General features: G+C 69.8%; 17 protein-coding genes and 1 pseudogene. 11 read left to right on the forward strand and 7 right to left on the reverse strand.

The window, feature by feature from the left end; translation table 11 throughout:
* Both FMQ63_RS32580 and FMQ63_RS32585 read left to right on the forward strand, forming a co-directional pair.
* A pseudogene (locus tag FMQ63_RS32580) lies at positions 1-836 on the forward strand (SAM-dependent DNA methyltransferase); the annotation flags it as partial.
* Between the two features lie 114 nt (positions 837-950).
* Entirely contained in the window at positions 951-1,505 is a 555-nt protein-coding gene (locus tag FMQ63_RS32585; RefSeq protein WP_225888095.1) for a superoxide dismutase family protein, read from the forward strand.
* A gap of 55 nt (positions 1,506-1,560) precedes the next feature.
* Here the strand turns inward: FMQ63_RS32585 and FMQ63_RS32590 are convergent, their stop codons facing one another.
* Positions 1,561-3,840, reverse strand: coding sequence for a glutamine amidotransferase (locus FMQ63_RS32590; RefSeq protein ID WP_011555814.1), 2,280 nt, complete (start codon positions 3,838-3,840; stop codon positions 1,561-1,563).
* Positions 3,841-3,867: 27 nt separating this feature from the next.
* The gene (locus FMQ63_RS32595) at positions 3,868-4,626 is read right to left on the reverse strand and encodes a DUF4159 domain-containing protein (protein ID WP_011555815.1); all 759 of its coding nucleotides are present in this window, start codon (positions 4,624-4,626) and stop codon (positions 3,868-3,870) included.
* 57 nt (positions 4,627-4,683) lie between these two features.
* On the opposite strand from FMQ63_RS32595, the gene FMQ63_RS32600 reads away from it, so the two are divergent.
* The 4 genes from FMQ63_RS32600 (at position 4,684) to FMQ63_RS32615 (ending at position 8,787) form a co-directional block, all read left to right on the forward strand.
* On the forward strand, positions 4,684-4,947 hold the full coding sequence (locus FMQ63_RS32600) for a hypothetical protein (RefSeq protein WP_011555816.1): 264 nt from the start codon (positions 4,684-4,686) through the stop codon (positions 4,945-4,947).
* Positions 4,948-4,979: 32 nt separating this feature from the next.
* Positions 4,980-5,684, forward strand: coding sequence for a hypothetical protein (locus FMQ63_RS32605; RefSeq protein WP_011555817.1), 705 nt, complete (start codon positions 4,980-4,982; stop codon positions 5,682-5,684).
* An 81-nt stretch (positions 5,685-5,765) separates the two neighbouring features.
* Positions 5,766-7,199: a hypothetical protein gene (locus tag FMQ63_RS32610; protein ID WP_026113798.1), complete on the forward strand. Its 1,434-nt coding sequence runs from the start codon at positions 5,766-5,768 to the stop codon at positions 7,197-7,199.
* Between the two features lie 19 nt (positions 7,200-7,218).
* Entirely contained in the window at positions 7,219-8,787 is a 1,569-nt protein-coding gene (locus tag FMQ63_RS32615; protein WP_011555819.1) for a beta-ketoacyl synthase N-terminal-like domain-containing protein, read from the forward strand.
* A 21-nt stretch (positions 8,788-8,808) separates the two neighbouring features.
* On the opposite strand, the gene FMQ63_RS32620 is transcribed toward FMQ63_RS32615, so the two are convergent.
* Both FMQ63_RS32620 and FMQ63_RS32625 read right to left on the reverse strand, forming a co-directional pair.
* Entirely contained in the window at positions 8,809-9,360 is a 552-nt protein-coding gene (locus tag FMQ63_RS32620; protein ID WP_225909485.1) for a hypothetical protein, read from the reverse strand.
* A 90-nt stretch (positions 9,361-9,450) separates the two neighbouring features.
* A complete protein-coding gene (locus FMQ63_RS32625; protein WP_026113799.1) occupies positions 9,451-10,557 on the reverse strand; it encodes an RNA polymerase sigma factor RpoD/SigA in 1,107 nt (368 codons plus the stop codon).
* 68 nt (positions 10,558-10,625) lie between these two features.
* Here FMQ63_RS32625 and FMQ63_RS32630 point away from each other — a divergent pair, with 68 nt between their 5' ends.
* On the forward strand, positions 10,626-13,052 hold the full coding sequence (locus tag FMQ63_RS32630; RefSeq protein ID WP_011555822.1) for a DEAD/DEAH box helicase: 2,427 nt from the start codon (positions 10,626-10,628) through the stop codon (positions 13,050-13,052).
* Positions 13,053-13,056: 4 nt separating this feature from the next.
* Here FMQ63_RS32630 and FMQ63_RS32635 read toward each other — a convergent pair whose 3' ends face one another.
* Positions 13,057-13,569, reverse strand: a complete 513-nt coding sequence (locus FMQ63_RS32635; protein WP_011555823.1) for a helix-turn-helix domain-containing protein — start codon at positions 13,567-13,569, stop codon at positions 13,057-13,059.
* Between the two features lie 71 nt (positions 13,570-13,640).
* Here FMQ63_RS32635 and FMQ63_RS32640 point away from each other — a divergent pair, with 71 nt between their 5' ends.
* The 4 genes from FMQ63_RS32640 (at position 13,641) to FMQ63_RS32655 (ending at position 24,196) form a co-directional block, all read left to right on the forward strand.
* Complete coding sequence (locus FMQ63_RS32640) at positions 13,641-14,870, forward strand: Glu/Leu/Phe/Val dehydrogenase (RefSeq protein ID WP_011555824.1); 1,230 nt, start codon at positions 13,641-13,643, stop codon at positions 14,868-14,870.
* Positions 14,871-14,984: 114 nt separating this feature from the next.
* On the forward strand, positions 14,985-16,202 hold the full coding sequence (gene ilvA / locus FMQ63_RS32645; RefSeq protein WP_011555825.1) for a threonine ammonia-lyase: 1,218 nt from the start codon (positions 14,985-14,987) through the stop codon (positions 16,200-16,202).
* 59 nt (positions 16,203-16,261) lie between these two features.
* On the forward strand, positions 16,262-17,653 hold the full coding sequence (locus FMQ63_RS32650) for a peptidase MA family metallohydrolase (RefSeq protein ID WP_043611594.1): 1,392 nt from the start codon (positions 16,262-16,264) through the stop codon (positions 17,651-17,653).
* Positions 17,654-17,800: 147 nt separating this feature from the next.
* Positions 17,801-24,196, forward strand: coding sequence for a hypothetical protein (locus FMQ63_RS32655; protein WP_225909486.1), 6,396 nt, complete (start codon positions 17,801-17,803; stop codon positions 24,194-24,196).
* A 106-nt stretch (positions 24,197-24,302) separates the two neighbouring features.
* On the opposite strand, the gene FMQ63_RS32660 is transcribed toward FMQ63_RS32655, so the two are convergent.
* Positions 24,303-24,917, reverse strand: a complete 615-nt coding sequence (locus FMQ63_RS32660) for a YceI family protein (protein WP_011555828.1) — start codon at positions 24,915-24,917, stop codon at positions 24,303-24,305.
* Positions 24,918-24,948: 31 nt separating this feature from the next.
* A complete protein-coding gene (locus FMQ63_RS32665) occupies positions 24,949-25,776 on the reverse strand; it encodes a dioxygenase (protein WP_141276875.1) in 828 nt (275 codons plus the stop codon).
* Positions 25,777-25,808 lie beyond the last annotated feature (32 nt).

Raw genomic sequence — 25,808 nt, forward strand, 5'->3', positions numbered from 1 at the left:
GCTTCGAGCGGCGCGGCCTCGGACAACACTTCACCCCCGAGCCCCCCGAGTGGCGGCTCGCCCCCACTGCGCCCGAGGCCTCCGCCCTGGACGCCCGCTGGCGAGAGCGTGGAGAGCCCCTGACGCGGCTCGTCCCCGTCAGCCTCCCCGGCGTGAAGACACGCTTCGACGAGCTGCTGGTGGACGCGGACCCGGAGCGACTCCTCACCCGCGTGAAGGACTTCGCGGCCACGCCCGAAGAAGCCCTGCCCGAGTTCGCGAAGGCCCACGGCCTGCCCGAAGAGCTGCTGCCCAAGCTGCGCGCATTGAAGGCCGGGCCACCGCTGGAGGTGGACGCCAGCTACGTGCGGCCCTTCTATCGCTACGGCGGCGCGCGCCACCGCGGCAGCGTGCCGCCCGAGGCCCGCGCCTACTGCTACCTGGACCGGCGGCTCGTCCCCCGCGGTGACCACCGGCTGCGCGGCCCCTATGACCCGCACCTGGGCGCGGTGAAGCTGCTCTTCAACGTGCGAGAGCTGCCCTTGTCGGCCGCGCTGCTGGAGGACGAAGGCTGCGTGCATGACCACCGCCACGCGCGCTTCGCCCCGCTCTACGTGCCGCAGCGCCTGCGCGACGAGGGCCTGGGCCTCACCCGGTCCGTGAAGACACGGGACGAACTGGGCCCGCTGGTGCCCAACCTCTCTCCCCGGGGCCTGGCATGGGCCGAACGCCTGGGCGGCCCCCTGCCCGCCTTCCAGGCCCTGGTCCGCTTCCTCAATGGGCCGGAAGTCCAAGGCATCTGGGCGCCCGCCTTCGGCGCCTCCCGCGTCGTGCCCGTGCCCCTCGCGGAGGAGTGAGCGCTACAGGGCAGATGGCTCGGGTGCCCGCTTGCTTTCCCCTGCGGCGGGCACGCGCAACCGCTAGTGTCCACCTTCGCTCCGTAGCGCATGCCTCAGGAGGAAGACACACTCATGAAGATTCGAGCCCTGCTCACCGCCGCCGCACTGACCGCCGCCCTCCCCGCACTGGCTCAGGAGGGCGCGGGCACGCCGCCGCCAGCGGACAAGAAGACGCAGCCCAAGGGCCAGACGGCCAAGGCCCAGGTGAAGGACTCCGAGGGCAAGGACGTGGGCGAAATCACCCTCGAGCAGACCAAGCAAGGCGTCCTCATCAAGGGCAAGCTGAGCAACCTGCCGCCGGGCCAGCACGCCTTCCACATCCACGAGGTGGGCAAGTGCGAGGGGCCCGCCTTCACCACGGCGGGCGGCCACTTCAACCCCACCAAGAAGGCCCACGGCCTGCTGGCGCCCAAGGGCAAGCACCAAGGCGACCTGCCCAACCTCTACGTGGCGCAGGACGGCACGGTGCAGTTCGACATCTTTTCGCAGAACGGTCTCACCCTGAAGTCGCTGTTCGACAAGGACGGCTCCGCGGTGGTGGTGCACGCCAAGGAGGACGACTACCACACCGATCCGGCGGGCGACGCGGGCGGCCGCATCGCCTGCGGCGTGGTGGAGAAGACCTAGTCCGCCCCACGCGGGAAGCAACCCGGCCTCTCCCTCGCACTGGGAGAGGCCGCTGTCACACGTAGCCGAAGCGCCGGCGGGCGAACCACTCCGCGCCCAGCAGCGCGATGAGCGCCACCAGGTAGTACCAGCGGTCCCACAGCGGCTGGTCCCTGGCGCGGCCCACCTCCACCACCGGCGGGTCCAGCAGCGGCACATCCGGAAGGCCGTCCTGCGGCAGCGTGTATGACTTGCCGCCCGTCTCCTTCGCAATCTGCGCCATCAACTCCGGCCGCACGGACGCGTCCGACAGCTCGGGCCCCACGGCGCGCACGGCCACCGCGTCCTCGCCCTTGCCCAGGTCCGTCTCGCCCTTCTTCGCGGAGGCCAGCAGCTTGTAGGGCCCGGGCGCGGGGGGCTCGAACTCCAGCCGCACCACGCCGTCCGTCCCCGTGGTGCCCGTCTGCACCGCCACCGGCTTCTGCGTGGCGACGGAGAAGAGCTCCACCCGCACCTGCGCGTCCTGCGCCGGCTGGTAGTCCGCCATCCGCGCCTGCACCACGACGCCCACGGGCCGGCCCGGCTCCACGGACGGCGGGTCCGCCGTCACCTTCAGCGTCGTCAGGTCCGGGTCCCTCACCAGCCACCGCAGCGCATTGCCCCAGAAGCGGTCATACGCGCGGCTGGGCGAGCCGTGCTTGTGCGCCGCGAAGGCCCAGTACCAGGAGGCGTCCGTGGCCATCACCAGCGAGCGGCCCCGGCCGTAGTCCCACACGGCCACCAGCGGCGCGTTCTTCCCGCCCACCGTCAGGTGCGGGTGGTCCAGCAGCACCGTGGCCCCCGGACGCGCCTGCGTCAGGTTGGCGCCAGGGATGGGCGGCAGCTCCGCCCACGCGGCCTCCGTACTGGCGGCGCCCATGCCAATGCCCGTCACCGGGTGGCGCAGCCCCTCGGGCGTCAGGCGCGGCTTGAAGGCGTCCAGGTTGGCGGGGCCCGCGGCCGCCACGGGCAGCGCCTCCATCAGCGTGGGCATGGTGGCGCGGCCTTCGCCCAGCACACTGTCGCCGCCAATCATCACGAAGGCGCCGCCGTTGTGGACGTAGCGCTCCAGGTTGCGCTCGTACTCGGCGATGGAGAGCGACGGGTCCGCGTGCCCGAAGTTCTGGAAGATGACGACGTCGAAGGTGTCCAGCTTCGTGTCGAAAATCTCCTCCATGGGGAACGGGATGAGGGACAGCTCGCGCTGGTCGTTCACCACGCCCGGGTCGTCCGACAGCGTGCGCAGGATGTAGAAGGACACCAGGTCCACGTTGGCGTCCTGGCGCAAGAGGCCACGCAGGTAGCGCTCGTCCCAGGAGGGCCGTCCCACCACCAGCAGCACGCGCACGCGGTCCCGAATCACCTTCAGCGTGAAGGAGCGCGTGTTGTTGTCCGCCACGGCCTCGCCCGGGAAGGTGGGCACCGTCACCGTGTAGACGAAGCGCCCCGTCTGGTCCGGGGTGAAGGTGAAGGCCACGGGCTTCACGTCGTCCGCGGACTCCATCCGCACCACCTTGCTGGCGACCGTCTTGCCTTCCTGACTCAGCACCACGGGGATGTCCTGCCCCGCGAAGCCGCGGCCGTGAATCTCCACCTCCACGGTCAGCGAGTTGCGCACGAAGGCGAAGTCATCCACCTTCAGCCCCTCCACGGCGACGTCCTTCAGCGTCTCCTGCCCCACGGTGAAGGTGGAGACGGGGACGTTCAGGTCCGCCAGCGCCGCGCGCGCCCGGCCCACCACGCCCGCCTTGAGCTCGGTGTTGTCCGCGCCGTCGCTGAACAGCAGCACCCCGGACAGCTTGCGCGAGCCCTGCCCCGCCCCCGCCGCGGCGCGCACCGCCGAGAGCAGGTCCGTGGTGCCCGCGCGCGCGGGCGTCATCAGCGTCTCCGGCGTCGCCGGCGCCAGCTCCGGGTCGAAGCCGTACAGCTCCACCGTGAAGCGGTCCTGCAGCTCCGCCAGGCGCGGCGCGGCCCGTTCCAGGAACGCGGCCACTTCCTCGGAGCGCGAGCGTCCTCCCACCTCCGCGGGGAAGCTCATGGACGCGGAGCGGTCCACCAGCACCGCGACGCGGTTCTTCATGCGCGCCACCTGCAGGTGACGGATGCCGGGCTCCAGCAGGAAGAAGAGCGCGGCCACGCCGGCGCCGACACGCAGGGCCCAGAGCAGGACCCGGCGCCCGCGCGAAGGCTCCCGGCGCACGCCCCAGGCGGCCAGCGCCACGCCCAGCACCAACCCCAGGGCGAGCAGGACCAGCGCCCACGGTGGCAATGGCGAGAGGGTGACGAGCTTCCAGGCGTTGAACGTGGGGGAATTCATCCAGGCTTTCGGCGGAGGGCCGGGGCTTCAGCGCCGCTTGTTGAGGATGAGCGGCAGGTGGACGGCATCGTCCTTGTAGTCCAGGCAGAGGGCATACATGCACACGTTGATGCCCAACCGCACCGCCAGCTCGCGCTGGGGCTCGCCACCCGGCGAGACGTCGAACTCGTAGTCACCCGACTCGTTGCGGCTCCACGCCCCGGCCAGGTCGTTCTGCGAGTACAGCACCGCGGCGCGCTTGCCCAGGTTGCAGCCCATCAACTGGGGCTTGTTGAGCACCCGCCCGGGTGCCGCGTCCAACAGGAAGAAGGACTTGAACACCACGTGCTTCGACGGCACCTCGGCCAGCGGGCTCTGCGGCAGCACCCGCGCCATCTCCCGGCGGAAGGACGCATCGAAGCCGGCCCCGTCGCTGGCATCGTTGGCGTCCGCGAGCATGAAGCCGCCGTACGTCAGGTAGCGGCGCAGGTTGGCCACCTCCGCCTCCTCCAGCGGGGGAAACTCCCCCTCGCCGCCGAAGTAGAGGAACGGGTATTCGAAGAGGTCCGGTGAACTGAGCGGAAACGGGCGCGCGTCCGGCACGACTTCCACGGAGGTGCGGCGCTGCAGCTCCCAGGCGATGCGGCGCAGCCCGGACAGCCGTGTATCCCAGCGGCCCTTGTGACGGGCCACGGCGGGGATGAAGCGGTTCTTCTCACCGAAGGCATGCGCCCGCCGCGCCAGCAGTGGGGCGAGCGCGGCGGTGCCGAGCAGGAGGTTTCGACGGGTCAGACGCCGCGCGGACATAGGGCGTATCTATATACCGTCGACGGGTATGCGCATTCCCCGGTATAGAACGGCGTCATGGCGAAAGGCGGACAGACGCCCCCGGCGCCCGGCTCGGCGGAGGCACATGCCGCCTGGGCCCGGAAGGAGGCGGGCGACGTGGCGGGGGCGCGGCGCGACGCCGAGCGAATCCTCGCGGGCAACCCGTCCGCCGAGGACCGCGCGGAGGCGGAGGAGCTGCTGCGGTGCACCACCACCCCGCGCGCCCTGTACGGCTTCGCCCTGCTCGCCGCCACCGTCTTCGTGCTCCTGCTCGTACTCGCAATCGTCCGATACGCGTAAGCTTCGGCGGACCGCATCAAGGAGAATCTGCCATGGAAGGCCTCCTCCAGGCCCTCGGGGCTTACCAGACGTTCAATCCGACCGGCTGGGTGGCCGTCTACCGGATGCTGCCCATGTGGGCCGGCATCGTGTGCTGTGTCGCTGGCGTGACGTTGCTCGTCGCCGGTGGGGGCAAGCTGTTCCGCGTGCTCGCGGGCCCCATCGGCGCGGTGCTGGGCCTGCTGTGGACGCCCGTGCTCGTCATGAAGCTGGGCCTGCCGGACGTGGCGAAGATGTCCACCATCGCCGCCGCGGTGCTGATGGCGCTGGGCTTCCTGCTCCCCACGGCCATCACCTTCCTGGGCGTGGGCGTGCCGCTGGGCCTCGTGGCCGGGCAGATCGCCGGGCAGCAGGACTTCCTGCTGGGCTTCGCGCCGGGCTTCATCATCGGCGGGCTGGCGGGCGCGATGCTGCAACGCCCGGTGGCCGTGATGGTGGCCTCCGCGGTGGGTGCGTGGATGTTCGTCATCGGCGCGCTCGCGGCGCTCCACCAGGTGGGCGGCGTGGTGCAGGCGGTGGCCAGCAAGCCCTGGGGCGTCATCATCGCCGCGGGCCTCTTCGCCGTGGCCGGCGCGGTGTACCAGCTCGCCGTCCGGCCCTCTCCCGAGGAGGCGGACAAGCTTCGCGCGGAGCGTGAGCGGCTCAAGGTGCGGCAGGCGGAGCAACATGCGCTCGAAAAACGGTGGGGGGTCAAGTAGCCCCCAGAGACTGGTGGCCGTGCTTTACGTCCCCCTGCCCGGGGCGTACATTCCGCCGCCTTTCCCCCCCCGGAAGGATTGATGGGTCAGGCTAGGCGTCAGGAGAAGCAGCACGAGTCCCCCACGGAGTCCGCTCCCCGGCAGGAGCCTCCCGCGAGCACCGCGTGGGTGAAGCCGACGGGACTGACTCGCAAGGGGTGGGCCGTGCTCGTCGGCCTCATCCTCGTCATCCAGTTCCCGCTCATCCACTACGCGCTGCTGCGAGGACAGGCGGAGGTGACGGCGAAGCTGCCCTACACGCAGGACTTCTCCGACCCGGGCGTGGTGGAGCGCGACTTCTTCTCCGCGGGTGGCTACTGGCGCGTGCTGCAGGGCGAGCTGCTCGCCCCCGGCGTGAAGAACAACCCGCTGTGGCTGCAGGCCCCGCTGCCGGATGACGTCGCCGTGGAATTCGACGTTCGCTCGGAGCTGCCCGCCGGTGACATCCGGGTGGAGCTCTTCGGCAACGGCGTGGACCCGGCCTCCGGGTACGTGCTGGTGCAGGGCGGCTGGAACAACTCCATGTCCGTCATCGGCCGGCGCGACATGAACGCGCCCTCCCTGGACGCCCTCCGGCGCCGCGCCGCTCGTGGAGGCAAGGAGAACGTGGACCTGAAGGCCAGCGGCTTCTTCAAGGAGAACACCAAGGTCCGGGTGGAGCTGCGAGGCCAGCCGGTGCAGGTGGGCCGCACGTATCACTGGCGCATCGAGCGCCGGGGCTCGCTGCTGCGCTGGTTCGTCGACGGCGAGCTGATGCTGGAGCTGGACGACCCCTTCCCGCTCAAGGGCCCCGGGCAGGACCGGCTGGGCCTGTCCGGCTTCGAGTCCCAGATTTTCTACGACAACCTGCGGGTGGACACGCCGGACCGGATGCCCTTCACGGCGGCGCCGCGCGCGCCCACGCCGCCCCCCGGGCCCTACGCGGACGACTTCAACCGCGACACGCTGGGTGACGCGTGGAACGCCACCAACCCCTCCGCGGTGAAGCTGGTGGACGGGGCGCTGGTGGTGGAGCTGATGCACAACCGGCCGGTGTGGCTGAAGCAGCCCATCCCCACCAACGCCACCATTGAATTCGACGCCTGGACGGACAACCCGGAGGGCGACATCAAGGTGGAGGTGTGGGGCGACGGGCGCTCGTTCTACGCGGGCGACCTGCGGCTGCAGTACACCGCCACCGGGTACGTCATCATCTTCGGTGGCTGGCGCAACACCCAGTCCGCCATCGCCCGGCAGAACGAGCACGCGAATGACCGGGCGGTGCGCGACGGCGCCGCGGTGGTGCCCGGCAAGCGCCACCACATCAAGATTACCCGCAACGGCGGCACCCTGGCGTGGGAGCTGGATGGCCAGCCCTACCTGACGCTCAAGGACCCCGTCCCGCTGGAGGGCCCACGCAATCAGTACTTCGGCTTCTCCGGTTGGAAGAACCGGGTTCACTTCGACAACTTGAAGATTCAGCCGCTCGGCCCCTAGCGGCGAAGGACAATCAAACGTGCGCAGAGTAGGCATCTTCGGCTGGGGCGTGGTCGCCCCCCGGTCCAGGAACATCGAGGCGTTCGAGCGCAACCTCTCGTCGTCCGAAAGCTGGCTGTCCCCCTTCAACGGCTTCGGCCCCGACAACTTCCTCGTCGGCATGCCGGAGTTCGACCTGGCCGACTACAAGCCGTGGATTGACGCGCGCTTCCCAGGCAGCCGCTTCTCGCAGCTCGAGCGGAAGATGGGTCAGCCGACCCAGTTCGCCATTGGCGCCTTCATCCAGTCCCTGGCGCAGAACCCGGGCCTGGAGCAGGAACTGCAGGCGCTGGGGCCCCGCGCGCACGTCTACGTGGGCACCGGCCTGGGCGACCTGCCCACCATCCGCTCCATCTCCCTGGACCTGTACCGCGCGCAGCGCCGGTGGGACCGCTTCTGGTCCGCGCCGGAGCGCAACGGCGCCCTGCGGAAGTGGCGTGAGACGCAGGAGCCGCTGCCTGGCCTTCCGCCGGAGCCGTCCACGGTGGACGAGGCCACGCGCGACGAGGCCGAGGACGCGTGGTGGCACTTCTGGGCGGGCCGCTCGCCGGAGCTGCGCGAGTACCTGGACGAGCTGCGCGAAATCGAAGCCATTGGCGTGCCCGAGGATGGCGACGTGGAGTCCGCCAAGCTGGCCGTCATCAAGGAGAAGCGCACGCGCAACGCCCGGCTCCAGAAGAAGTGGATGTCGCCGGAGCCGCCGTGGAACGCCGTGTCCTCCAACGTGCTGTGGAACATCCACAACACGCCGGCCTCGCAGATTTCGATGATGGGCCGCATCACCGGCATGACGTTCGCCCCGGTGGCCGCGTGCTCGTCGTTCGGCTACGGCCTGCGGCTGGCCATCAACGCGATTCAACTGGGCCAGGCGAAGGCCGTCGTCATGGGTATGACGGACCCGCCGCCGATGCCGCTCACGGTGGGCGGCTTCTACAACGCCCGCGTCATCTCCGCGGACGCCTCCATCTCCAAGCCCCTCACCGCGCTGCGCGGGACGCACATCGCGGGCGGCTCGGTGGTGTGGGTGCTGGGTGACTTGGAGCACTTCACGGCCAAGGGCTTCAAGCCGCTGGGCATGGAGCCCATCGCGGTGGGCGTCACCGCGGACGCCGACCACATCATCACCCCGTCCAAGGAAGGCCCCACGCTGGCCATCCGCGAGGCCCTGGCCGCGGCCGGCTGCGCCCCGGAGGACATGGGCAGCTGGGACTTGCACGCCACCGCCACCCCGGGTGACTACCTGGAGGTCCAGAACCTGCGCGACGTGCTGCCCGAGCAGGTGCTGATTACGGCGCGCAAGGGCACCTTCGGCCACGGCATGTCCGCCGGCGGCGGCTGGGAGCTGACGGCGCAGTACCTGGGCTACGGCCAGGGCAAGGTGTTCCCCACGCCGCTGAAGGAAGCGGAGCTCAACAAGCAGATTTCCCGCGTGCACGGCCGCTTCGTCTTCGACGAAGCCGTCGAGGCGCCCGCGGGCTGCGCGGGCAAGCTGTCCATGGGCGTGGGCGGCATCAACGCCTGCGTCATCTCCCGCCCCTGGTCGAAGTAGGGGCGGGGTCCGCCGCGGGACTCAGGGGTGTGCGGCCAGCGCGTCCGCGTCGAAGCGCGCGGCCGCCTCCGGGTCACTGCGGCGGAGAATCTCCAGCTCGATTTCCAGGTCCCGGAAGTAGTTCTGCCGGGTGGGCAGGACGCCGCTGGCCTGGCTGTCGTGGACGGCCTGGGCGTAGTCCTCGTCCGTCTTGATTTCCTTGTCCACGTAACCGACGCCAATGGACTGGGTGATGCGGTCTCCGCGCATCACCCGCAGGGCCGTGCCGCCGCCGGTGAGCACGATGCCCTGCACCAGGAAGCGAGACGCCGTGCCCGGCCCCAGGCTGCCGCCGCCGGAGTCCAGCCACTCCGTCTCCAGGACGTAGCGGCCCGGCATCTCCTTCCAGGAGTAGCCGTGGCCCCGCAGCACCTCCTGGACGTGGGGCCATAGCTGCGCCAGCTCCTGGCGGTAGACGTGGCTGGCCGCCTTGTCGCGCACGTAGTTCTTGCGCATCGAGCTGGAACAACCCGTGAGCGTCAGCAGCGTGGCGACGACGAGACAGACTCCCGCGAGGCGGGTGGAGCTGTGCATGGGGGGCTCCTGAAGGTGCGAGGAGAACGGCCGGGCGCCCCCCAGCATATCGCCAGTGCCCGGCCGGCTGACTCGCCCCCTCCCCCGCCGTCAGGCCTTGGGACTGGCCACCAGGTCGAAGTCCGGGATTTGTTCACGCATGAAGTCACGCATCCGGTTGATGAGGGCCGCCTCGATTTGCCGGGCCCGCTCCCGGCTGACGCCGTACTTGTCGCCGATGTCCTGGAGCGTCAGGGGCTCGTCGGAGACGAGGCGGCTCTCGAAGATGAAGCGCTCCTTGCCCTCCAGCGTCCGGGCGAACTCGGACAGCTTCTCCCGGAAGAGGGCCTTGAGCTGCTCGGCGCCCAGGCGCTCGTCCGCTGGCATCGAGTTGGACGGCAGGTAGCGGTCCGCACGGGTGGTCCGCGAGTCGTCGTCATTGCCCAGGGGCGCGTCGATGGACATCTCGTCGTGCCCCAGCCGCTGGTCCATCTCCACCACGTCCTGCTCGGTGACGTTCAACCGCTCGGCGAGCAGCTTGGGACTGGCCTCGAAGCCCTGGGCGATGAGCTTTTCCTGCTCCTGGCGCAGCTTGAAGAAGAGCTTCCGCTGGGCCTCGGTGGTCCCCAGCTTCACCATCTTCCAGTTGTCCATGATGTAGCGGAGGATGTACGCGCGAATCCACCAGGCGGCGTAGCTGCTCAGCTTCACGCCGCGCTCGGGGTCGTACTTCTTCACCGCCTGCATCAGTCCGATGTTGCCCTCCTGGACCAGGTCCAGCAGGGACAACGGGTTGCGGTGGTACTCGTGGGCCAGCTTGACGACCAGGCGCAGGTTGGACGCCACCAGCCGGTAGGCGGCGTTCACATCCCCGGATTCCTTGTAGTGCCGGGCCAGTTGGAGCTCTTCCTCCCGCGTCAGGAGCGGATGGCGCTGCACCTCGGCCATGTAGGCCTGGAGAGGGTCCCTGGGCGTGAGCCCCGTCTCCGCAGAGCGGACGAGCGCTCGGGGGGGCACCACGGGGGTGTCCAGCTCGGCCTCCGGTTCGACCTCCGCCAGCTCCGCCGCGTCCGGCTCCAGTGAATCCGGGTCGGTTTGAGCCTCGACCTCCACCCCCTCCACCTCGGCGTCCACGACGTCGCCAGCCCCGGGCGAGGCCGGCCGCTTCACGCGGGGTCGGGGGGACGTACCTTTGGTTCTTTTCCTCCCATTCGCCATGGGGGCTCCATACAGCAAAGTGCCGCGATTGTTGCCACAGGGTAATGCAGGGGCTATGCCCATGCCTGATGAGCGACATCCAAGAGCCAAACGCGCCGGGGAGTCCGGCGCCTGACGAAGCCCCGACACGTCCCGCCGAGTACATCGCGGACATCGGCTTCGACGACATGAACCTGTCAGAGCCCATCCGCCTCGCCCTGGCGGAGCGCGGTTATACCAACCCCACCCCTGTCCAGGCCCGCGCCTTCCGGCCCGCCATCGAGGGAAAAGACCTCATCGTTCGCAGCAAGACGGGCACCGGCAAGACGGCCGCGTTCGGCCTGCCCCTGCTCGAAAAGATTCCCGCCGACGAGCGCCGCGTCCGAGCGCTCATCCTCTGCCCCACCCGCGAGCTGGCCCTTCAGGTGGCGGACGAGCTGAAGATGCTCGCCAAGCACAAGGGCCTGAAAATCGCGGCCATCTACGGCGGCGCCTCCATGAAGCAGCAGGAGGACGCGCTGGAGGAAGGCACCCCCATCATCGTCGGCACGCCGGGACGCGTGTTCGACCACATCAACCGCGGCAACCTGAAGCTCGACGCGTGTGACCACGCCGTCCTGGATGAAGCGGATGAGATGCTGAACCAGGGCTTCTACGAGGAAGTCACGCGCATCCTCGACCGCCTTCCCAAGACGCGCCAGGTGCTGCTCTTCAGCGCCACCGTCCCCACGGACATCCAGAACCTCATCGCGCGCTACACGACGAACGCGGAGACGCTGCTGCTGTCGGGCGACGTCTTCACGGTGGAGCACATCCACCACATCCGCTACGACGTGTCGGACGCCTTCCCCAAGCCGCGCAACCTCATCTACGTGCTGGAGAAGGAGGAGCCGCAGAACGCCATCATCTTCTGCAACACGCGGGATGACACGGCCCTGGTGACGGCGGTGCTCAACCGCAACGGCTTCGACGCGGAGCTGCTCAATGGCGACCTGCCGCAGAAGGAGCGCGAGCGGGTCATGGGCAAGGTGAAGCGCGGCGAGGTGGCCTTCATGGTCGCCACGGACATCGCGGCGCGCGGCATCGACATCTCCGGCCTGGAGTACGTCATCAACTACTCGCTGCCGGAGGACCCGGCGGTGTACCTGCACCGCGTGGGCCGCACCGGCCGCATCGGCAACAAGGGCACCGCCATCAACCTCTTCTCCGGGCGCGAGCTGGCCACGTACACCTCGCTGGAGAAGAAGTACGGCATCAAGTTCGACAAGCGTGAGATGCCGGCCCCGGAAGAGGCCATGCGCCTGTGGACGGAGCGCCACGTGCGCGAAATCCAGGAGGCCGCGGGCGGCTCCGTCTTCGAGGGCTTCCTGCCGCTGGCCGCGCAGCTCAAGCCCCGCGCGGACGCCGACGACCTCATCGCCTTCCTGCTGAAGTACTTCTTCAGCCACCTGCGCATGGAGAAGGCCGCCGCGGCGATGGCGGCGGAAGGGCGTGAGCCTCCGCAAGAGCGCAAGTTCGAGAGCCGCGAGGGCGGCCGGCGCGAGCGCGGCGAGCGGAAGGAGCGTGGCGAGCGCCGAGACCGTGAGCGCGACGACCGGCGCGAGAAGCGCGGCGAGTCCTCCGAGCGCGAGCGCGAGCGCCGGCCCCGCCGTGACGACGCGCGGCGCGAGCGCGGCGCTGAGAGTGGCCGCGGCGCGGCGGCGCTGGAGGCCGGTCCGGGCGAGGCGAAGCTGTGGGTGAACCTGGGGACCGCGGATGGCCTGGGGCCGGGCAGCATCGCCACGGCGCTGGAAGACGCGGGCGCCCCGGTGGGCAAGGTCGTGCGCGCCGAGCTGCGCCCCACCTTCGCCTATGTCTTCGTGGCGGAGGAGGACGCCGCCGCCTTCGAGACCATCAACGGCAAGCAGCACGGCGCCAAGACGCTGCGCGTGGAGAAGAGCAAGCCGCGCACGGAGCGTGACGCCACGCCCCGCCCGCCCCCGTCCCCGGACGCGGGCCCCGGCGAGGCGAAGCTGTGGATCAACCTGGGCATGGACGACGGCATGGACGAGGCGAAGCTGCCCGCCGCGCTGGAGGCCGCGGGCGCTCCGGCCGGCAAGGTGCTGCGCACCCTGCTGCGCCCCACCTACGGCTACGCCTACGTGGCCGAGGAGGACGCGCCCGGCTTCGAGGCCGTCAACGGCAAGCCCCACGGCGAGAAGGCGCTGAAGGTGGAGCGTCACCGTCCGCGGGGCGCACGCCCGGAGCGCCGTCCCCGCACGGAGGCCCTGCCGGAGGTTCCCGGCCAGACGCGCCTGTGGGTGGGTCTGGGCAAGCAGGACGGGCTGGACGAGGCGGGCGTCGCCGCCGCGCTGGAGGCCGCGGGCGCTCCGGCCGGCAAGGTGCTGCGCACGGACCTGCGCCCCACCTACGCCTATGTCTTCGTCGCCGACGAGGACGTGGCGGCCTTCGAAGCCACGCACGGCAAGCCCCACGGCGAGCGCACGCTCAAGGTGGAGCAGGCCAAGCGGAAGTAGTCCCTCAGGTGCCGCCAGTCCCTGGACTGGCGGCCTTCCTGCGCCGCTCGCGGTGGTAATGGGCGGCGCACAGGCCCCGGGCGAGCACTGGCTTCTCACAGCCGGGCTCGCCGCAGCGGGCAGGCTCCGGCCGGACGGCCTGGATGTCCTCCGTTGCCCGCGTGGGCTCGTTGAACATCACCTCCGCCACCGACAGCAACCGGTCCACGTCCACGCGAGCCAGGCCGCGCCCCCGGACGAAGGCCTCCAGCCGGTGGACACCCGCGTCCTGCGTGTCCTCCAGCCGCAAGAGTTCCCACAGTGGGAGCTGGAGCGCGGCGGCCACCTGGAGCAGCGTCTCGTAGCTGGGGCTGCGCTCGCCTCGCTCCAGCAGGGACGCGAAGGACACGGAGATGCCGCAGCGGGCGGCGAAGTCCTCCTGGGTGAGTCCCCGCCGCTCCCGCAGTGTCCGGATGCGCCGGGCCAGTCCCTGGAGGTGTCCACTCACGGTGGAAGCGTCCGGCGGATCGGGCGGCATGGCAGTTTCCTATGGTAGCGCACCCCTTCTGTTAAGGTCTCGCGCGCCGCCATCCAGGAGCTTGCCGACACATGAGCGCCGTCGAGGGTACCAACTACTACTTCCGCAAAGCCGCGCGGATCATGGACGTAGGCACCCCCATCGAAACGCTGCTCGCCACGCCCCTTCGCGAGGTGAAGGTCCAGGTCTCCATCGAGATGGACTCCGGAGAGATTCGCACCTTCCTCGGCTACCGGATTCAGCACGACAACAGCCGTGGCCCCATGAAGGGCGGCCTGCGCTACCACCCGATGCTGGACCAGGACGAGTGCGCGTCGCTCGCCTCGCTGATGACGTGGAAGACGGCCGTCGTGAATGTCCCCTATGGCGGCGCCAAGGGCGGCATCGCCTGCGACCCGTCCCAGCTGAGCATCAAGGAGCTGGAGCGCCTCACCCGGAAGTACGTGGACCAGGTGCAGGACGTCATCGGCCCCACGCGCGACATCCCGGCCCCCGACGTCAACACCAACCCCCAGGTGATGGCGTGGATCATGGACCAGTATTCGCGCTACCACGGCCACTCTCCCGCGGTGGTGACGGGCAAGCCGCTGGAGCTCTACGGCTCCAAGGGCCGCGAGGCCGCCACCGGCCGCGGGCTGCTCTACGTGGCGCGTGAAATCCTGCGCGACCTGGGCCTGCCGGTGAAGGGCACGCGCTTCGCGCTCCAAGGCTTCGGCAACGTGGGCGGCCACACCGCGCAGCTCCTCTGGGAGGACGGCGGCGTGGTGGTGGCCGTGGCGGACGCGCTGGGCGGCGTTCGCAACCCGCAGGGCCTGGACATCCCCTCCCTCTTCGAGCACGTGAAGCGCACCGGCACGGTGACGGGCTTCAGCGGGGGCGCTTCGTGCAGCAACGATGACGTGCTGGGCGCGGACTGTGAGGTCCTCATCCCCGCGGCGCTGGGCCACGTGCTCACCCGGGAGAATGCCCACGCGGTGCGCGCCAAGCTCATCATCGAAGGCGCCAACGGCCCCACCCAGCCGGAGGCCGACGAAATCTTCGAGAAGCGCGGCATCTTCGTGGTGCCAGACGTGCTCGCCAGCGCAGGCGGCGTGACGGTGAGCTACTTCGAGTGGGTGCAGAACCTCCAGCACCTGTCGTGGGAGGAGGACCGCGTCAACGCGGAGCTGGAGAAGTCCATGAAGGAGGCCTACGAGCGCGTGGCGCAGGTGGCGCGCTCCCGGAAGGTCTCCATGCGGACGGCCGCGTACATCCTGGCGATTGGCCGGGTGGGCAAGGCCACCGTGCTGCGCGGCATCTGACGCGGCCCGCCGTGTCACGCGCTGGACGTAGCGCGGCGCGGCAGGCAGCCGGCGGAGCACGCTCCTTCCTCGTGTCTCTTCCGCCCGGGGCGCGCTTCCGATAGAGGCGCGCACATGGTCACCCTCGAGGACATCCAGGCCGCGCGCGAGCGCCTTCGCTCGGCCATCCGCCCCACGCCGTGCCCGCAGTCGGACTACTACACGGAGCGGACGGAGTGCGCCGCGGTGTTCTTCAAGCTGGAGAACCTCCAGCGCACCGGGGCCTTCAAGGAGCGCGGCGCCCTCAACAAGCTGCTGACGCTGACCGAGGACGAGCGGCGCCGGGGCGTCATCGCCGCGTCCGCCGGAAACCACGCGCAGGGTGTCGCGTACCACGCGCGTCGGCTGGGCGTGAGTGCCACCATCGTCATGCCGGAGCGCACCCCGCTCATCAAGGTGTCGCGCACGCGGGATGACTACGGCGCGCGCGTGGTGCTCAAGGGCACCAACTACGACGAGGCCTACGCGGAGGCGCTGCGCATCCAGAAGGCGGAGGACCGCGTCTTCATCCACCCCTTCAATGACGCGCACGTCATCGCCGGCCAGGGCACCATCGGCCTGGAGCTGCTGGAGCAGTGCCCCGACCTGGAGGTGGTGCTCGTCCCCATTGGCGGCGGCGGGCTCATCTCCGGCATCGCGTGCGCGCTGAAGGAGACGCGGCCCGACATCCGCGTGGTGGGCGTGCAGGCGGAGACCATCGCCAGCATGAAGGCGTCGGTGGAGGCGGGCGAGCGCGTGCTGCTGGCCGCCGCGGGCACCACCATCGCGGACGGCATCGCCGTCAAGCGCGTGGGCGACCTCACCTTCCCCATGGTGCAGAAGTACGTGGACGAGGTGGTGGCCGTGGACGAGGAGGAAATCGCCGCCGCCATCCTCACCCTCCTGGAGCAGGAGAAGAGCGTGGTGGAGGGCGCCGGCGCGGTGGGCCTGGCGGCGCTGCTCAGCGGTGACGTTCCCGCCGCGAGGGGCCGGCGCACCGCCATCATCTTGAGCGGTGGCAACATCGACATGAACGTCATCAGCCGCATCATCGAGCGCGGTCTGGTGAAGGCTGGCCGCTTGGTGCAGTTGGAGGTCCGGCTGCCGGACCGGCCCGGAATGCTGGCGAAGCTCACCACGCAGGTGGCCGACCTGCGCGCCAATGTCGTGGAGATCCACCACGAGCGCGCCTTCTCCAAGGCGGGCCTGGGCGAGGCCATGGTGGAGGTGACGCTGGAGACCACCGGGCCCGCGCAAATCGAGGAGCTGGAGCGCGCGCTCCACCGGCTGGGCTGGCAGGTGGCCCGCAAGTAGCGCCCCATGCGGGGGCAGGGCCTTGCGCCCGTGCGCCCGTGTCCGGCGATACTCAGGGCATGAGCCCCGCCGCCCTGCTCTCCGCCCTGCTACTGACCGCCGCCCCTTCTTCTCCCGGACAGAAGGCGAAGTCGCTCGCCGCCAGCCGCGCGTGGGAGGAGCTCTATCTGGCCTTCTCGGCCGGAGAGGCATCGGACGTGCCCACCCCGCAGCGGGGCACCGTCGCCACGGCGCTCCAGAAGGGCTGCGAGGCGCTGAAGGACGAGGACCCGGTGATGGCGTACTCACTGGGCGAGCGGGCCACCGTGTACGAGGAGTCCGCGGGCGCGCTGCGGTGCCTGGCCCGGGCCGCGCGGAAGACGGACCAGCGGGCCACCGCGGAAGCCGCCCTGCGCAAGGGGCTGGCCCAGTACCCCAAGGACGGCGCCTTCGGCCTGGAGTTGGGGCGGCTGCTGATGGAGGAACAGGACGCGGCGGGCGCCGTGGCGGCGCTGGAGAAGGTGCCGGCGAAGTCGAAGGAGGCCGCGGAAGCGAAGCGGCTGCTCGTGCAGGCCCGCGCCAAGACGACGGAGGAGACCGCCGCGCGGCGGGAGGCGGAGCGCCTGGAGCTGCGGATGAATGGCGCCACGAGCGGGCGGCCTACCGTCATGGTCGAAACCCAGCCCACGGTGGCCGGCCAGGGCCGGGGCTCCACGCGCTCGGCCAGCCTCAACTACGAGTCGGGCACCGGCGCGGACGGCATGCGGACGCGCTCCAACAGCCGCTTCGTCATCCGGTACTTCAACAACGATCGCGACTTCGGCCAACGCGCGGAGTACGAGGGCCGCATCGTCGCCGCGCTGGACGAGGCCTACGACTTCACCCGCAGCATGCTGGGCGAGGTGCGCCACGCGCCGGTGGACATCATCCTGTACACCCTCGCGGAGTTCCAGACGCACTTCGGCGCGGCGCGGGCGCGAACAGTCGCCGGGCTCTACTCCGACAACGCCATCCGCATCAACGACGCCGCGGAGCTCACGCCGCAGACCAAGGCCACCCTGGTCCACGAGTACGTCCACGCCGCGCTGGATGAGCTCTGTGGCGGCTACGGGAACAACCTCCCCGTCTGGCTCAACGAGGGCCTGGCCGAGTACGTCGAGTGGCGCTACATGGGCGGCGAGGACCCCGAGCGGTCGGTCCGGAACTACATGGCCCGGGCCGCCAAGGCGAACTCCCTGCCCAAGCTGGCGCAGATGGAGGGCTCGTCCCTCATCATGCAGCGCAACCCGACCGTCGCCTATGCCACCTCCGCCGTGGCGGTCCGCGAGTTGGTGAAGCGGGGCGGTACGGGCCGGTTCCTCACGATGGTCCGTGAGGTGGGACAGGGAAGACCCATCGACGAGGCCCTGACGGAGCACTACGGCAAGACGCGGGCGAGCCTCGACGAGGACGTCCGGGCCGCTCTCCAGTAGGGGAGGCTGCCAGCCGGGCCCGGGCCAATTGGTTTACCCGTTCCCGGGAGTCCCCTAGACTCGCAGCCCCCTCTATTTACGCTGCGACAGAAGCTCGGCTGTACGCTGTCCGCAGCAAGGTGACGGATGTCGGACACGCGCGCAGCGATGAGAGAATTCCGCTTTCTCGACGAGAAGCGGAAGCTGGGAAGCCTGTCTCCGGTGGAGGAGGCTCGCTGGAACGAGCTGCGCGCACAGCTGGGCGTGGATGACGCGCCAGCCGCGGACGCCGCCGCCTGGCAGCAGCAGGCCGCGCCCCAGGGCTACTACGCCGACGATGGCCAGTGGTACCCCTACCCCGCCGGCTACGAGCAGCAACCCCAGGGCTACTACGCCGACGATGGCCAGTGGTACCCCTACCCCGCCGGCTACGAGCAGCAACCCCAGGGCTACTACGCCGCTGACGGCCAGTGGTACCCCTACCCCGCCGGCTACGACCCGAACCAGGGGTACGATCCGAACGCGCAGGCTTACGCACAGCAGGGCTACGACCCGAACGCTCAGGCCTACGCACATCAAGGCTACGACCCGAACGCTCAGGCCTACGCGCAGCAGGGTTACGACCCGAACGCTCAGGCCTACGCACAGCAAGGCTACGACCCGAACGCCCAGGCCTATTCGCAGCATGCGTATGACCCGAATGCGCAGGCTTACGCGCAGCAGGCGCATGACCCGAATGCGGGCTACGCTCAGGGCACTGCCGAAGCATGGCAGGCGGATCCGCAGGCCTATGCCGCGCAGTCCGCGCAGCAGCAGTCCTACCCCACCGCTCCGGCACACCAGCCGGCTGTCGAGCCGGACAACCTCAGCCTTTCGGACGACATCGACATTCCCGCGCTGAGCGAGCCCGCGCCGTGGATGACGCCGGGCGCCGGTGGACAGGCTCAGAATGCACTGAGCGCGGAGCAAGAACCCGACATCGAGGCGATGTCCGCCGACGAGGAACCGGCCGCGGCGGATGACCCGTCTGCGTCGTTCGCGGACGTCACCGCGGACCTCCAGCAGGATGCGCAGCCCGTATTCGAGGAGGCGCAGCCGGAAGCCCTGAGCGTTGCGGAGGATGACTTCTCCGAAGTGGGGTCGGACACCCCAGCGGTGGCCGCCAGCGCCGAACCCGAGACCTCGCTGGAGGCATCGTTCGCCGACCTGTCGATGGAGGTCGAGTCGGCACCGGATGCGCCGGTGGCGCCCACGGGCGATGCCCTGGCCTCGACGGAAGTGGAGGTCCCCTCCTCCGAGGTCGAGTTGCTGGACGGCACCGCCGACAGCGAACCTGTCCTTGCCCACGAGCAGTCTCCCGCCCCAATCGATGATGCGTGGGCCTCCGCGCCGCTCGCCGTCGAGACGGAGCACATGGACGTCGCCGATGCGGGCGACATCATCGACGTTGCCGCCATGGCGGAGCCGGAGGCGGCCTCGCAGGCTGCGGATTCCGAAATCGCGCTCGATTCCTCCGAAATGGTCGAAGCGTCGGCTGCGGACTCCGCGGATACGACGGATGCGTGGGACGCGGGTGCGACGACCGACGTGACGGCTGATGCCATGGCGACGGCCGACCACGGCGCGACAGATTTCATCGCGGCCAGCGCGGGCGATACGTACGAGGCACAGCCCGCCGAGATTGCACTCGACACCGCGGATGAGGCTTCGGCCGAAGCCGAGCCCACCGAGATTGCGCTCGATGCAGCCGACGTGAGCGATGCGGCGGTTGAGCACGCCTCGGAGATGGCGTTCGACGCATCTGCCGGGACCGAGACGGGCGCCAATTACTCGCCCGCTGAAATCGCGCTCGACGCGTCCGATGTCGCCGTGGCGGAGGCCTATCCCGAGACGGCCCTCACGGCGTCTGACGCCAGCGATGCCGCGACGGCGGAAGCCTACCCCGCGGCAGACTTCGCGACGGCGGAGGCCTATCCCACGACGGAGTTCGCGACGGCGGAGGCCTACCCTGAGGCAGACTTCGCGACGGCCGATGTCAGCGATGCCTCGACGGCGGAGGCTTATCCCGAGGTGGCGCTGACTGCCTCCGAGGCAAGTGATACGACCGCAGCCGCTCCCGAGTTGGCGCTCTCGGCTTCGGATGTCATCGAAACGTCTGCTCCCGAGCCGGAGCTGGCCGCCGCGGATGCCAGCAGCGAAGTCGTCGCCGAGGCTTCCCCCTACGGCAGCGCAGCAGCCTCGTTCGAAGAGCCCTTCGCCGAGACTGCCTTCAGCGAAGGCGATGCAACCGCCGCTGGTGAAACGTACGCCGAAGCGGTGCTCGACGCCGCAGAGGTCAGCGACACGGCTGTGAGCGAGCACGCTTTCGCGACGTCCGAAACGAGCGAGTCGGCCACTGCCGAGGCGTATCCGGAAGTGGCGCTCGACACCGCCGATGTCAGTGATGCGGCCACGATGGAGTTGGACTCGGTGGAGACCGCTGCCGAAGCCACCTCCGACACGGCGCTCGCATCCAGCGCATGGGGCAGCACGGACGCGGCCGAGGAGTTTGCCACCACGGAGTATGCGGCCTCCGACGTCAGCGAATTGGCTGCCATCGAGACTGCGCCCGAGACGGCTCACAGCACCTACGACCACTCGAGTGAGGCCTTCGATGGGAAGGAGGTCGTCCTCGACGCGACCGAGATGAGCGAGCCCGAAATCGCTCTCGATACGTCCGACGTCGCCGAATCGCCTTCCGCCCAGTCGCCCTCCGAAATCACGCTCGACGCCACAGACGTCGCCGAGTCCGCCCCGATTGAGCCGGCCGCGGAGATTTCCCTGGAGGCCTCCGACGTCGCCGAGCCGCAGTCGGCTGAAATCGCCCTCGATGGCTCGGAGGTGAGCGAAGAGTCTCCCGCGCAGCAGGGAAGCGTCCCCACGCTGGAGCTCAACGCGGCCGAGGTGTCGTCCGACGAGCCCTCGCTCGATGTCATCGATGTCGAGTCCGCGCCCGGACACGCCGGGGACGAGGCATCGTTCCAGGCCGCTGACGGCGGGAGCGAGCAGCCCACGCTCGAGGTTATCGAAGTCGGTACGGAGGCCACCGCTTCGGAAGTGGACTTCCCGCCGGAGGCTGCGCCCTTCGCGTCGTCGGATGTCCCGTCGCTCGAGATCCGGCCGGTCCAGGTGGGTCCGGACCTCCACGCGGAAACGATCGAGGTGGCGGGAGATCCGCCGCAGTCGTCCGCGCGCACGCCTTCCGCCGAGGAGATGTTCGACCTGAGCGGGAACCCCGAAGAGGCCGTGCCTCTCGCCGCGGCGAACGAGTTCCTGGCCCACGGACACTTCGCGCCGACCGATGAGCGCAGTGTGGCGATGGCGGAGGGTGACGCGGGCGCCATCGAGCTGCAGCCTGAATGGGCTTCCACTTCCGAGCAGCCCGCTGCGGAAGCGGCTCAGACGGAATGGGCCACTTCCGGTGAGCAGGCCGCTGCCAGCGATGCGTATGCAGGCTGGGAGGATCCTGTTTCGGAAACCGTCGAACTCCAGGCGGAGTGGGCGGAGCCTGTCACCGCTTCCGAGTGGACGACCTCCGAACAAACGGCGGCTGCCACGGGCCACGCGGAGTGGGCGGCTTCCGATACAGGCATCGCCTCCGAGGCTGGCCAGGCCGAGTGGGCCGACTCCACCACCGAGCTCCAGCCCGAATGGGTTGCGGCCGAAGGCGCGGCAGCCCCTGAAGCCCAACCCGAGTGGGCCACCTCCGCGGAGCAGGCGCACACCGAGGCGCAGGCGCAGTGGACCGAGACCGCCGCGCAAGCTGCCCTCGGCAGCGAGCAGACAGAATGGGCTGCGAACACGCCCGAGGCAGCCCAGGCCGACTGGGCTTCGTCCTCCACCGAGACCGCGCCCGGCGAAATCCAAGCGGAGTGGGCTGAGCCGATCGCCGAGGACGGCCAGGCCCAGTGGGCCACGGCTGAAGCGCCCCCAAGCGACGGCTGGAACACGGCGTCGACTGAAGCAGCGCCCGTGGAAGTCCAGGCCGAGTGGGCCGAGTCTTCTGAGGCCTCGCCCACTGAGGTTCAGGCCGATGGGTCGACCCCTACGCTCGACGCAGCGCCGGTGGAAGTGCAAGCCGAGTGGGACGACCCCGCCCAGCAGGATGGAGCTACCCTGACGGCTGAACCTGCGGCGACGGAGGCCCAGGCCGAATGGGCTGCGCCAGAAATCGCTGACGCCACTACGGATGCCCAGGCAGGTTGGACGACGCCGGGCGCCGACACCGCTCAGTCGGAATGGACTGCCTCTTCTGAAAACGGGTGGGCGACCGCCGAGGAAGTTCAGACCGAATGGACTGCGCCTGCGACCGAAACCGCCGCGCAGCCCGAGTGGGCTACGACGCCTGCGGCTGAAGCAGCACGAACCGACTGGGCCGCTCCCGGTACCGAAAACGCCGGGCAGCCCGAGTGGGCCACGCCTGCGACCGAAGCCGTGCCCGGCGAAGGTGCTCAGCCTGAGTGGGCTTCGCCTGCGACCGAGGAAGTCCAGGCCGAGTGGGCCACGCCTGCGGCCGAAGCCGCCGCATCGTCGGAGTGGGCTTCGCCTGCGGCCGAGGGCGCCCAAGCCGAGTGGGCCACGCCTGCCACCGAAACCGCCGCATCGTCGGAGTGGGCTTCGCCTGCGACCGAGGAAGTCCAGGCCGAGTGGGCCACGCCTGCGGCCGAAACCGCCGCATCGTCGGAGTGGGCTTCGCCTGCAGTTGAAGAGGTTCAGGGCGAGTGGGCCACGCCTGCCACCGAAGCCGCCGCATCGTCGCAGTGGGCTTCGCCTGCGGCAGAAGGCGCCCAGTCCGAGTGGGCTACGCCCGCGACCGAGGCCGCGCAGGCCGGCTGGGCCGCAGCGCCCGTGGAAGCCGCGCAGCCGGAGTGGGCTTCGCCTGCGGCAGAAGAGGCTCAGGGCGAATGGGCTTCGCCTGCGACGGAAGAGGCGCAAGGCGAGTGGGCGAATCCTGCTGCCGAGGAAGCTCAGGCCGAATGGGTAACGCCCGCGGAAGGCGCTGCGCCAGCACCGGAGTGGGCTTCGCCTGCGACCGAGGAAGTCCAGGCCGAGTGGGCCACGCCCGAGGAAGGCACTGCTCCAGCACCGGAGTGGGCTTCGCCCGCGACGGAGGATGTCCAGGCCGAGTGGGCGACCGATGCCGCTGCACCGGCGTCGGAATGGGCTTCGCCTGCGACCGAGGAAGTCCAGGCTGAGTGGGCCACGCCTGCCACGGAAACCGCAGCCCAGCCTGAGTGGGCCTCGCCTGCGACCGAAGCCGCCCAGCCTGTCTGGGCCGCCCCCACGGAAGGCGCGCAGGCAGAGTGGGCCGCCCCCGAGGCAGAAGAAGTCCAGGAAGAGTGGGCCGCCGCTCCGGCGGAGGGCGCTCAGCAGGGGTGGGCAACGCCCACGGAAGCCCCCCACGCAGAGTGGTCCACGCCCGCCACCGAGGAAGTCCAGGCCGAGTGGGCCGACCCCATCGAGGAAGCCGCTCCGGCCGCCGAATGGGCCTCAACGAGCGCGCCTGCCGCCTCGCAGTGGGACACGCCCGCGGACAACGCCCCCGCGGCCGCGGAATGGTCCGCGACCAGCCACGACACCAGCGCGACCTGGGACGCCCCCGCCACCACCGAGTGGTCGTCGGAGCAGACGGCGAACTGGAACGAAGCATCCGCTGAAGAGGTCTCCCTCGCGGACACGGCCACGCCTGCCTCCGCGGAGTGGAATGACGCCTCCGTGGACGTGGAGCCCGTCATGGAGGAGGCCGAGCCCATCGAAGCGGCGTCCGCGTGGGAGGCCGAGCCCATCCTGGACAGCGCCCCCGTGACGTCGCAGTGGGCCGCCGCCAGCACGGACAGCCCCTTCGGCGCTCAGGCGCAGGACTTCACCGAGGCCATGCCCATCGAGGAAGAAGAAGTCTCGATGGAGCTCGAGCAGGAGGTGGCCGAAATCGACGTCGAGGAAGAAGCCGTGGTGCCGCCGCCCGCCCCCATGGCCGCCATCCCCGTCGTCGCGTCGGCGCCCGTGCACTTCGCCCAGGCGGCCTCACTGGCCACCGCCGCGCAGGCGCAGCACACCGCCGTCGTCATGCCGGCCGCGCCCGCCAACCACGTCGCCGTGGAGCGTGAGCCGCTCTTCGATGACACCGCCATCGTCGGAGGCACGGCCCTCACCTCCTTCGTGGAAGGCGAGCACCGCGTCATCATCCACACCGTCGAAGGCCAGGTGAAGCGCGGCACCATCCGCGACGCGGACCTGCTCGATGAGGTCATCTCCCTCGAGCAGCAGAGCGGCTTCGCCGCCGAGCAGATTCCGGGCAAGCGCGTGAAGGCCATCTTCTTCATGCTCGCCGCCGGTGCGCGTCAGCCGCAGGTGGAGGGACAGAAGATTCGGGTCACCTTCAACGACGGACGTCAGGTCGCGGGCTTCTCCCAGGACTTCCAGGGCAGCACGCCGGGCTTCTTCGTCATCCCCGCCGACCAGCGCACCAACACCGCGCGCATCTTCATCTACCGCTCCAGCGTGCAGGCGGTGGCCGAGGGCTGAACGGGCGCGTCCCCGAAGGACGGGCGGGGCCACCGTGCTCCGCAAATGAAAGAGGGGCCCCCACCACCGTGGGAGGCCCCTCCGTCATTTCAGAAGAAGCGAAGGTTTACTTCTTGTCCGTCGCGGCGGCGTCGGCCTGCTTCACCAGCGACAGCTCCAGGTTCACGGTGACTTCCTCACCCACCGCGACGCCGCCCGCCTCCAGCGCCTGGTTGTAGGCCAGGCCGAAGTCCTTGCGGTTCAGCTTGGTGGTCGCCGTCACGCCCGTGCGGGTGTTGCCCCAGGGGTCCTTGGACTCCTTCGACGGGCCCGTGACGTCCAGGACGACCGGCTTGGTGACGCCATGCATGGTCAGGTCGCCGGTGACCTTCAGCTTGCCCTGGCCCGCCTTCTGGACCTTGGTGGACTTGAAGGTGATCTCCGGGAACTTGGCCGTGTCGAAGAAGTCAGGAGCCCGCAGGTGCTCGTCGCGCTTGGCGTTGCCGGTGTTGACGGTGGACGCGTCCAGCACGGCCTCGACCTTGGACTTGGTGATGTCCTTGTCATCCAGGTTCAACGTGCCGCTCTTCACGTTGAACGAGCCGGTGACGTTCGACACCATCATGTGACGGACGGAAAAGCCGGCGCTGGAGTGCGAGTCATCCACCTTCCAGGTGGAGGCCAGCGCGATGGACGGGAGGGCGAAAAACAGGGCAACGGCGGTCTTCATGGACGTCTTCATAAGAAGTGTGCTCCTGGGAGATACAGCGAAGTCAGGCGCGCAGCGCGAAGCTGCGCATGGACAAGGTTCCGTGATGGAAGCCCTCGAATACGGGGGTGAGACGGTCCTCGGGGAGGGCAGCTCCGAGGACGAAATAGAGCGGCATCAAATGTTCGGCCCTTGGATGCGCGAGCCGCGCGTTCGGTGCATCCAACCATGACTGAAGGCCGGTGAAGTCTCGCGCCTCCAGCTTCTGCGCAATCCACGCATCGAAGGCCGCTGCCCACGGCTCGACGGACGCCGCCTTCTCCTGAAAATTCAGCCGGCGCAGGTTGTGGACGATGCCGCCGCTGCCCATCAACAACACGCCCTGCGCGCGCAGCGGCCGGAGGAATTCGCCCATCCGCGCGATGTCCGCGGGGCTCGCGCCCAGCGGCATGGAGACCTGGACGACGGGGAGCTTCGCCTCCGGGAAGGCATGCAGCAGCGGCACCCACGCGCCGTGGTCCCAGCCGCGCTCCGCGTCAGCCACGGTGGGCAACCCGCCCGCCTTCAGCCGGGCGACCACGTCCTCGGCCAGGGACGGCGCACCCGGCGCGCCGTAGCGCAGGCGGTAGAGCGGCTCGGGAAAGCCATAGAAGTCATGGATGAGGGACGGCTGCGCGCTGGCGGTGACGCGAATCTCGCCGGGCGTCTCCCAATGAGCGGACACCACCACCAGGGCCCGCGCCTGGGCCTCGCCGCCGAAGCGACGCAGTGCCTGCGGGTAGGCATCCGCGTCCAGGGCCACCATCGGTGAGCCGTGAGAGATGAACGCCGCAGGGGCCACGGCCTGGCCGCCGCCAGGGCCACCCGCCCCCAGCACCTGTCTCTTATACAAATCTCCGAGCCCACGAGACGCTCATGAATCTC

It is taken from the genome of Myxococcus sp. CA005 (assembly GCF_006518205.1).
GTDB lineage: Bacteria > Myxococcota > Myxococcia > Myxococcales > Myxococcaceae > Myxococcus > Myxococcus xanthus.

What these genes read in the sequence shown, in the direction of transcription:
- FMQ63_RS32585 (WP_225888095.1), top strand. Translation starts at nt 951, where the DNA reads ATGAAGATTCGAGCCCTGCTCACCGCCGCCGCACTGACCGCCGCCCTC.
- FMQ63_RS32590 (WP_011555814.1), bottom strand. Translation starts at nt 3,840, where the DNA reads ATGAATTCCCCCACGTTCAACGCCTGGAAGCTCGTCACCCTCTCGCCA.
- FMQ63_RS32595 (WP_011555815.1), bottom strand. Translation starts at nt 4,626, where the DNA reads ATGTCCGCGCGGCGTCTGACCCGTCGAAACCTCCTGCTCGGCACCGCC.
- FMQ63_RS32600 (WP_011555816.1), top strand. Translation starts at nt 4,684, where the DNA reads ATGGCGAAAGGCGGACAGACGCCCCCGGCGCCCGGCTCGGCGGAGGCA.
- FMQ63_RS32605 (WP_011555817.1), top strand. Translation starts at nt 4,980, where the DNA reads ATGGAAGGCCTCCTCCAGGCCCTCGGGGCTTACCAGACGTTCAATCCG.
- FMQ63_RS32610 (WP_026113798.1), top strand. Translation starts at nt 5,766, where the DNA reads ATGGGTCAGGCTAGGCGTCAGGAGAAGCAGCACGAGTCCCCCACGGAG.
- FMQ63_RS32620 (WP_225909485.1), bottom strand. Translation starts at nt 9,360, where the DNA reads ATGCACAGCTCCACCCGCCTCGCGGGAGTCTGTCTCGTCGTCGCCACG.
- FMQ63_RS32625 (WP_026113799.1), bottom strand. Translation starts at nt 10,557, where the DNA reads ATGGCGAATGGGAGGAAAAGAACCAAAGGTACGTCCCCCCGACCCCGC.
- FMQ63_RS32630 (WP_011555822.1), top strand. Translation starts at nt 10,626, where the DNA reads ATGAGCGACATCCAAGAGCCAAACGCGCCGGGGAGTCCGGCGCCTGAC.
- FMQ63_RS32635 (WP_011555823.1), bottom strand. Translation starts at nt 13,569, where the DNA reads ATGCCGCCCGATCCGCCGGACGCTTCCACCGTGAGTGGACACCTCCAG.
- FMQ63_RS32640 (WP_011555824.1), top strand. Translation starts at nt 13,641, where the DNA reads ATGAGCGCCGTCGAGGGTACCAACTACTACTTCCGCAAAGCCGCGCGG.
- ilvA (WP_011555825.1), top strand. Translation starts at nt 14,985, where the DNA reads ATGGTCACCCTCGAGGACATCCAGGCCGCGCGCGAGCGCCTTCGCTCG.
- FMQ63_RS32650 (WP_043611594.1), top strand. Translation starts at nt 16,262, where the DNA reads ATGAGCCCCGCCGCCCTGCTCTCCGCCCTGCTACTGACCGCCGCCCCT.
- FMQ63_RS32655 (WP_225909486.1), top strand. Translation starts at nt 17,801, where the DNA reads ATGAGAGAATTCCGCTTTCTCGACGAGAAGCGGAAGCTGGGAAGCCTG.
- FMQ63_RS32660 (WP_011555828.1), bottom strand. Translation starts at nt 24,917, where the DNA reads ATGAAGACGTCCATGAAGACCGCCGTTGCCCTGTTTTTCGCCCTCCCG.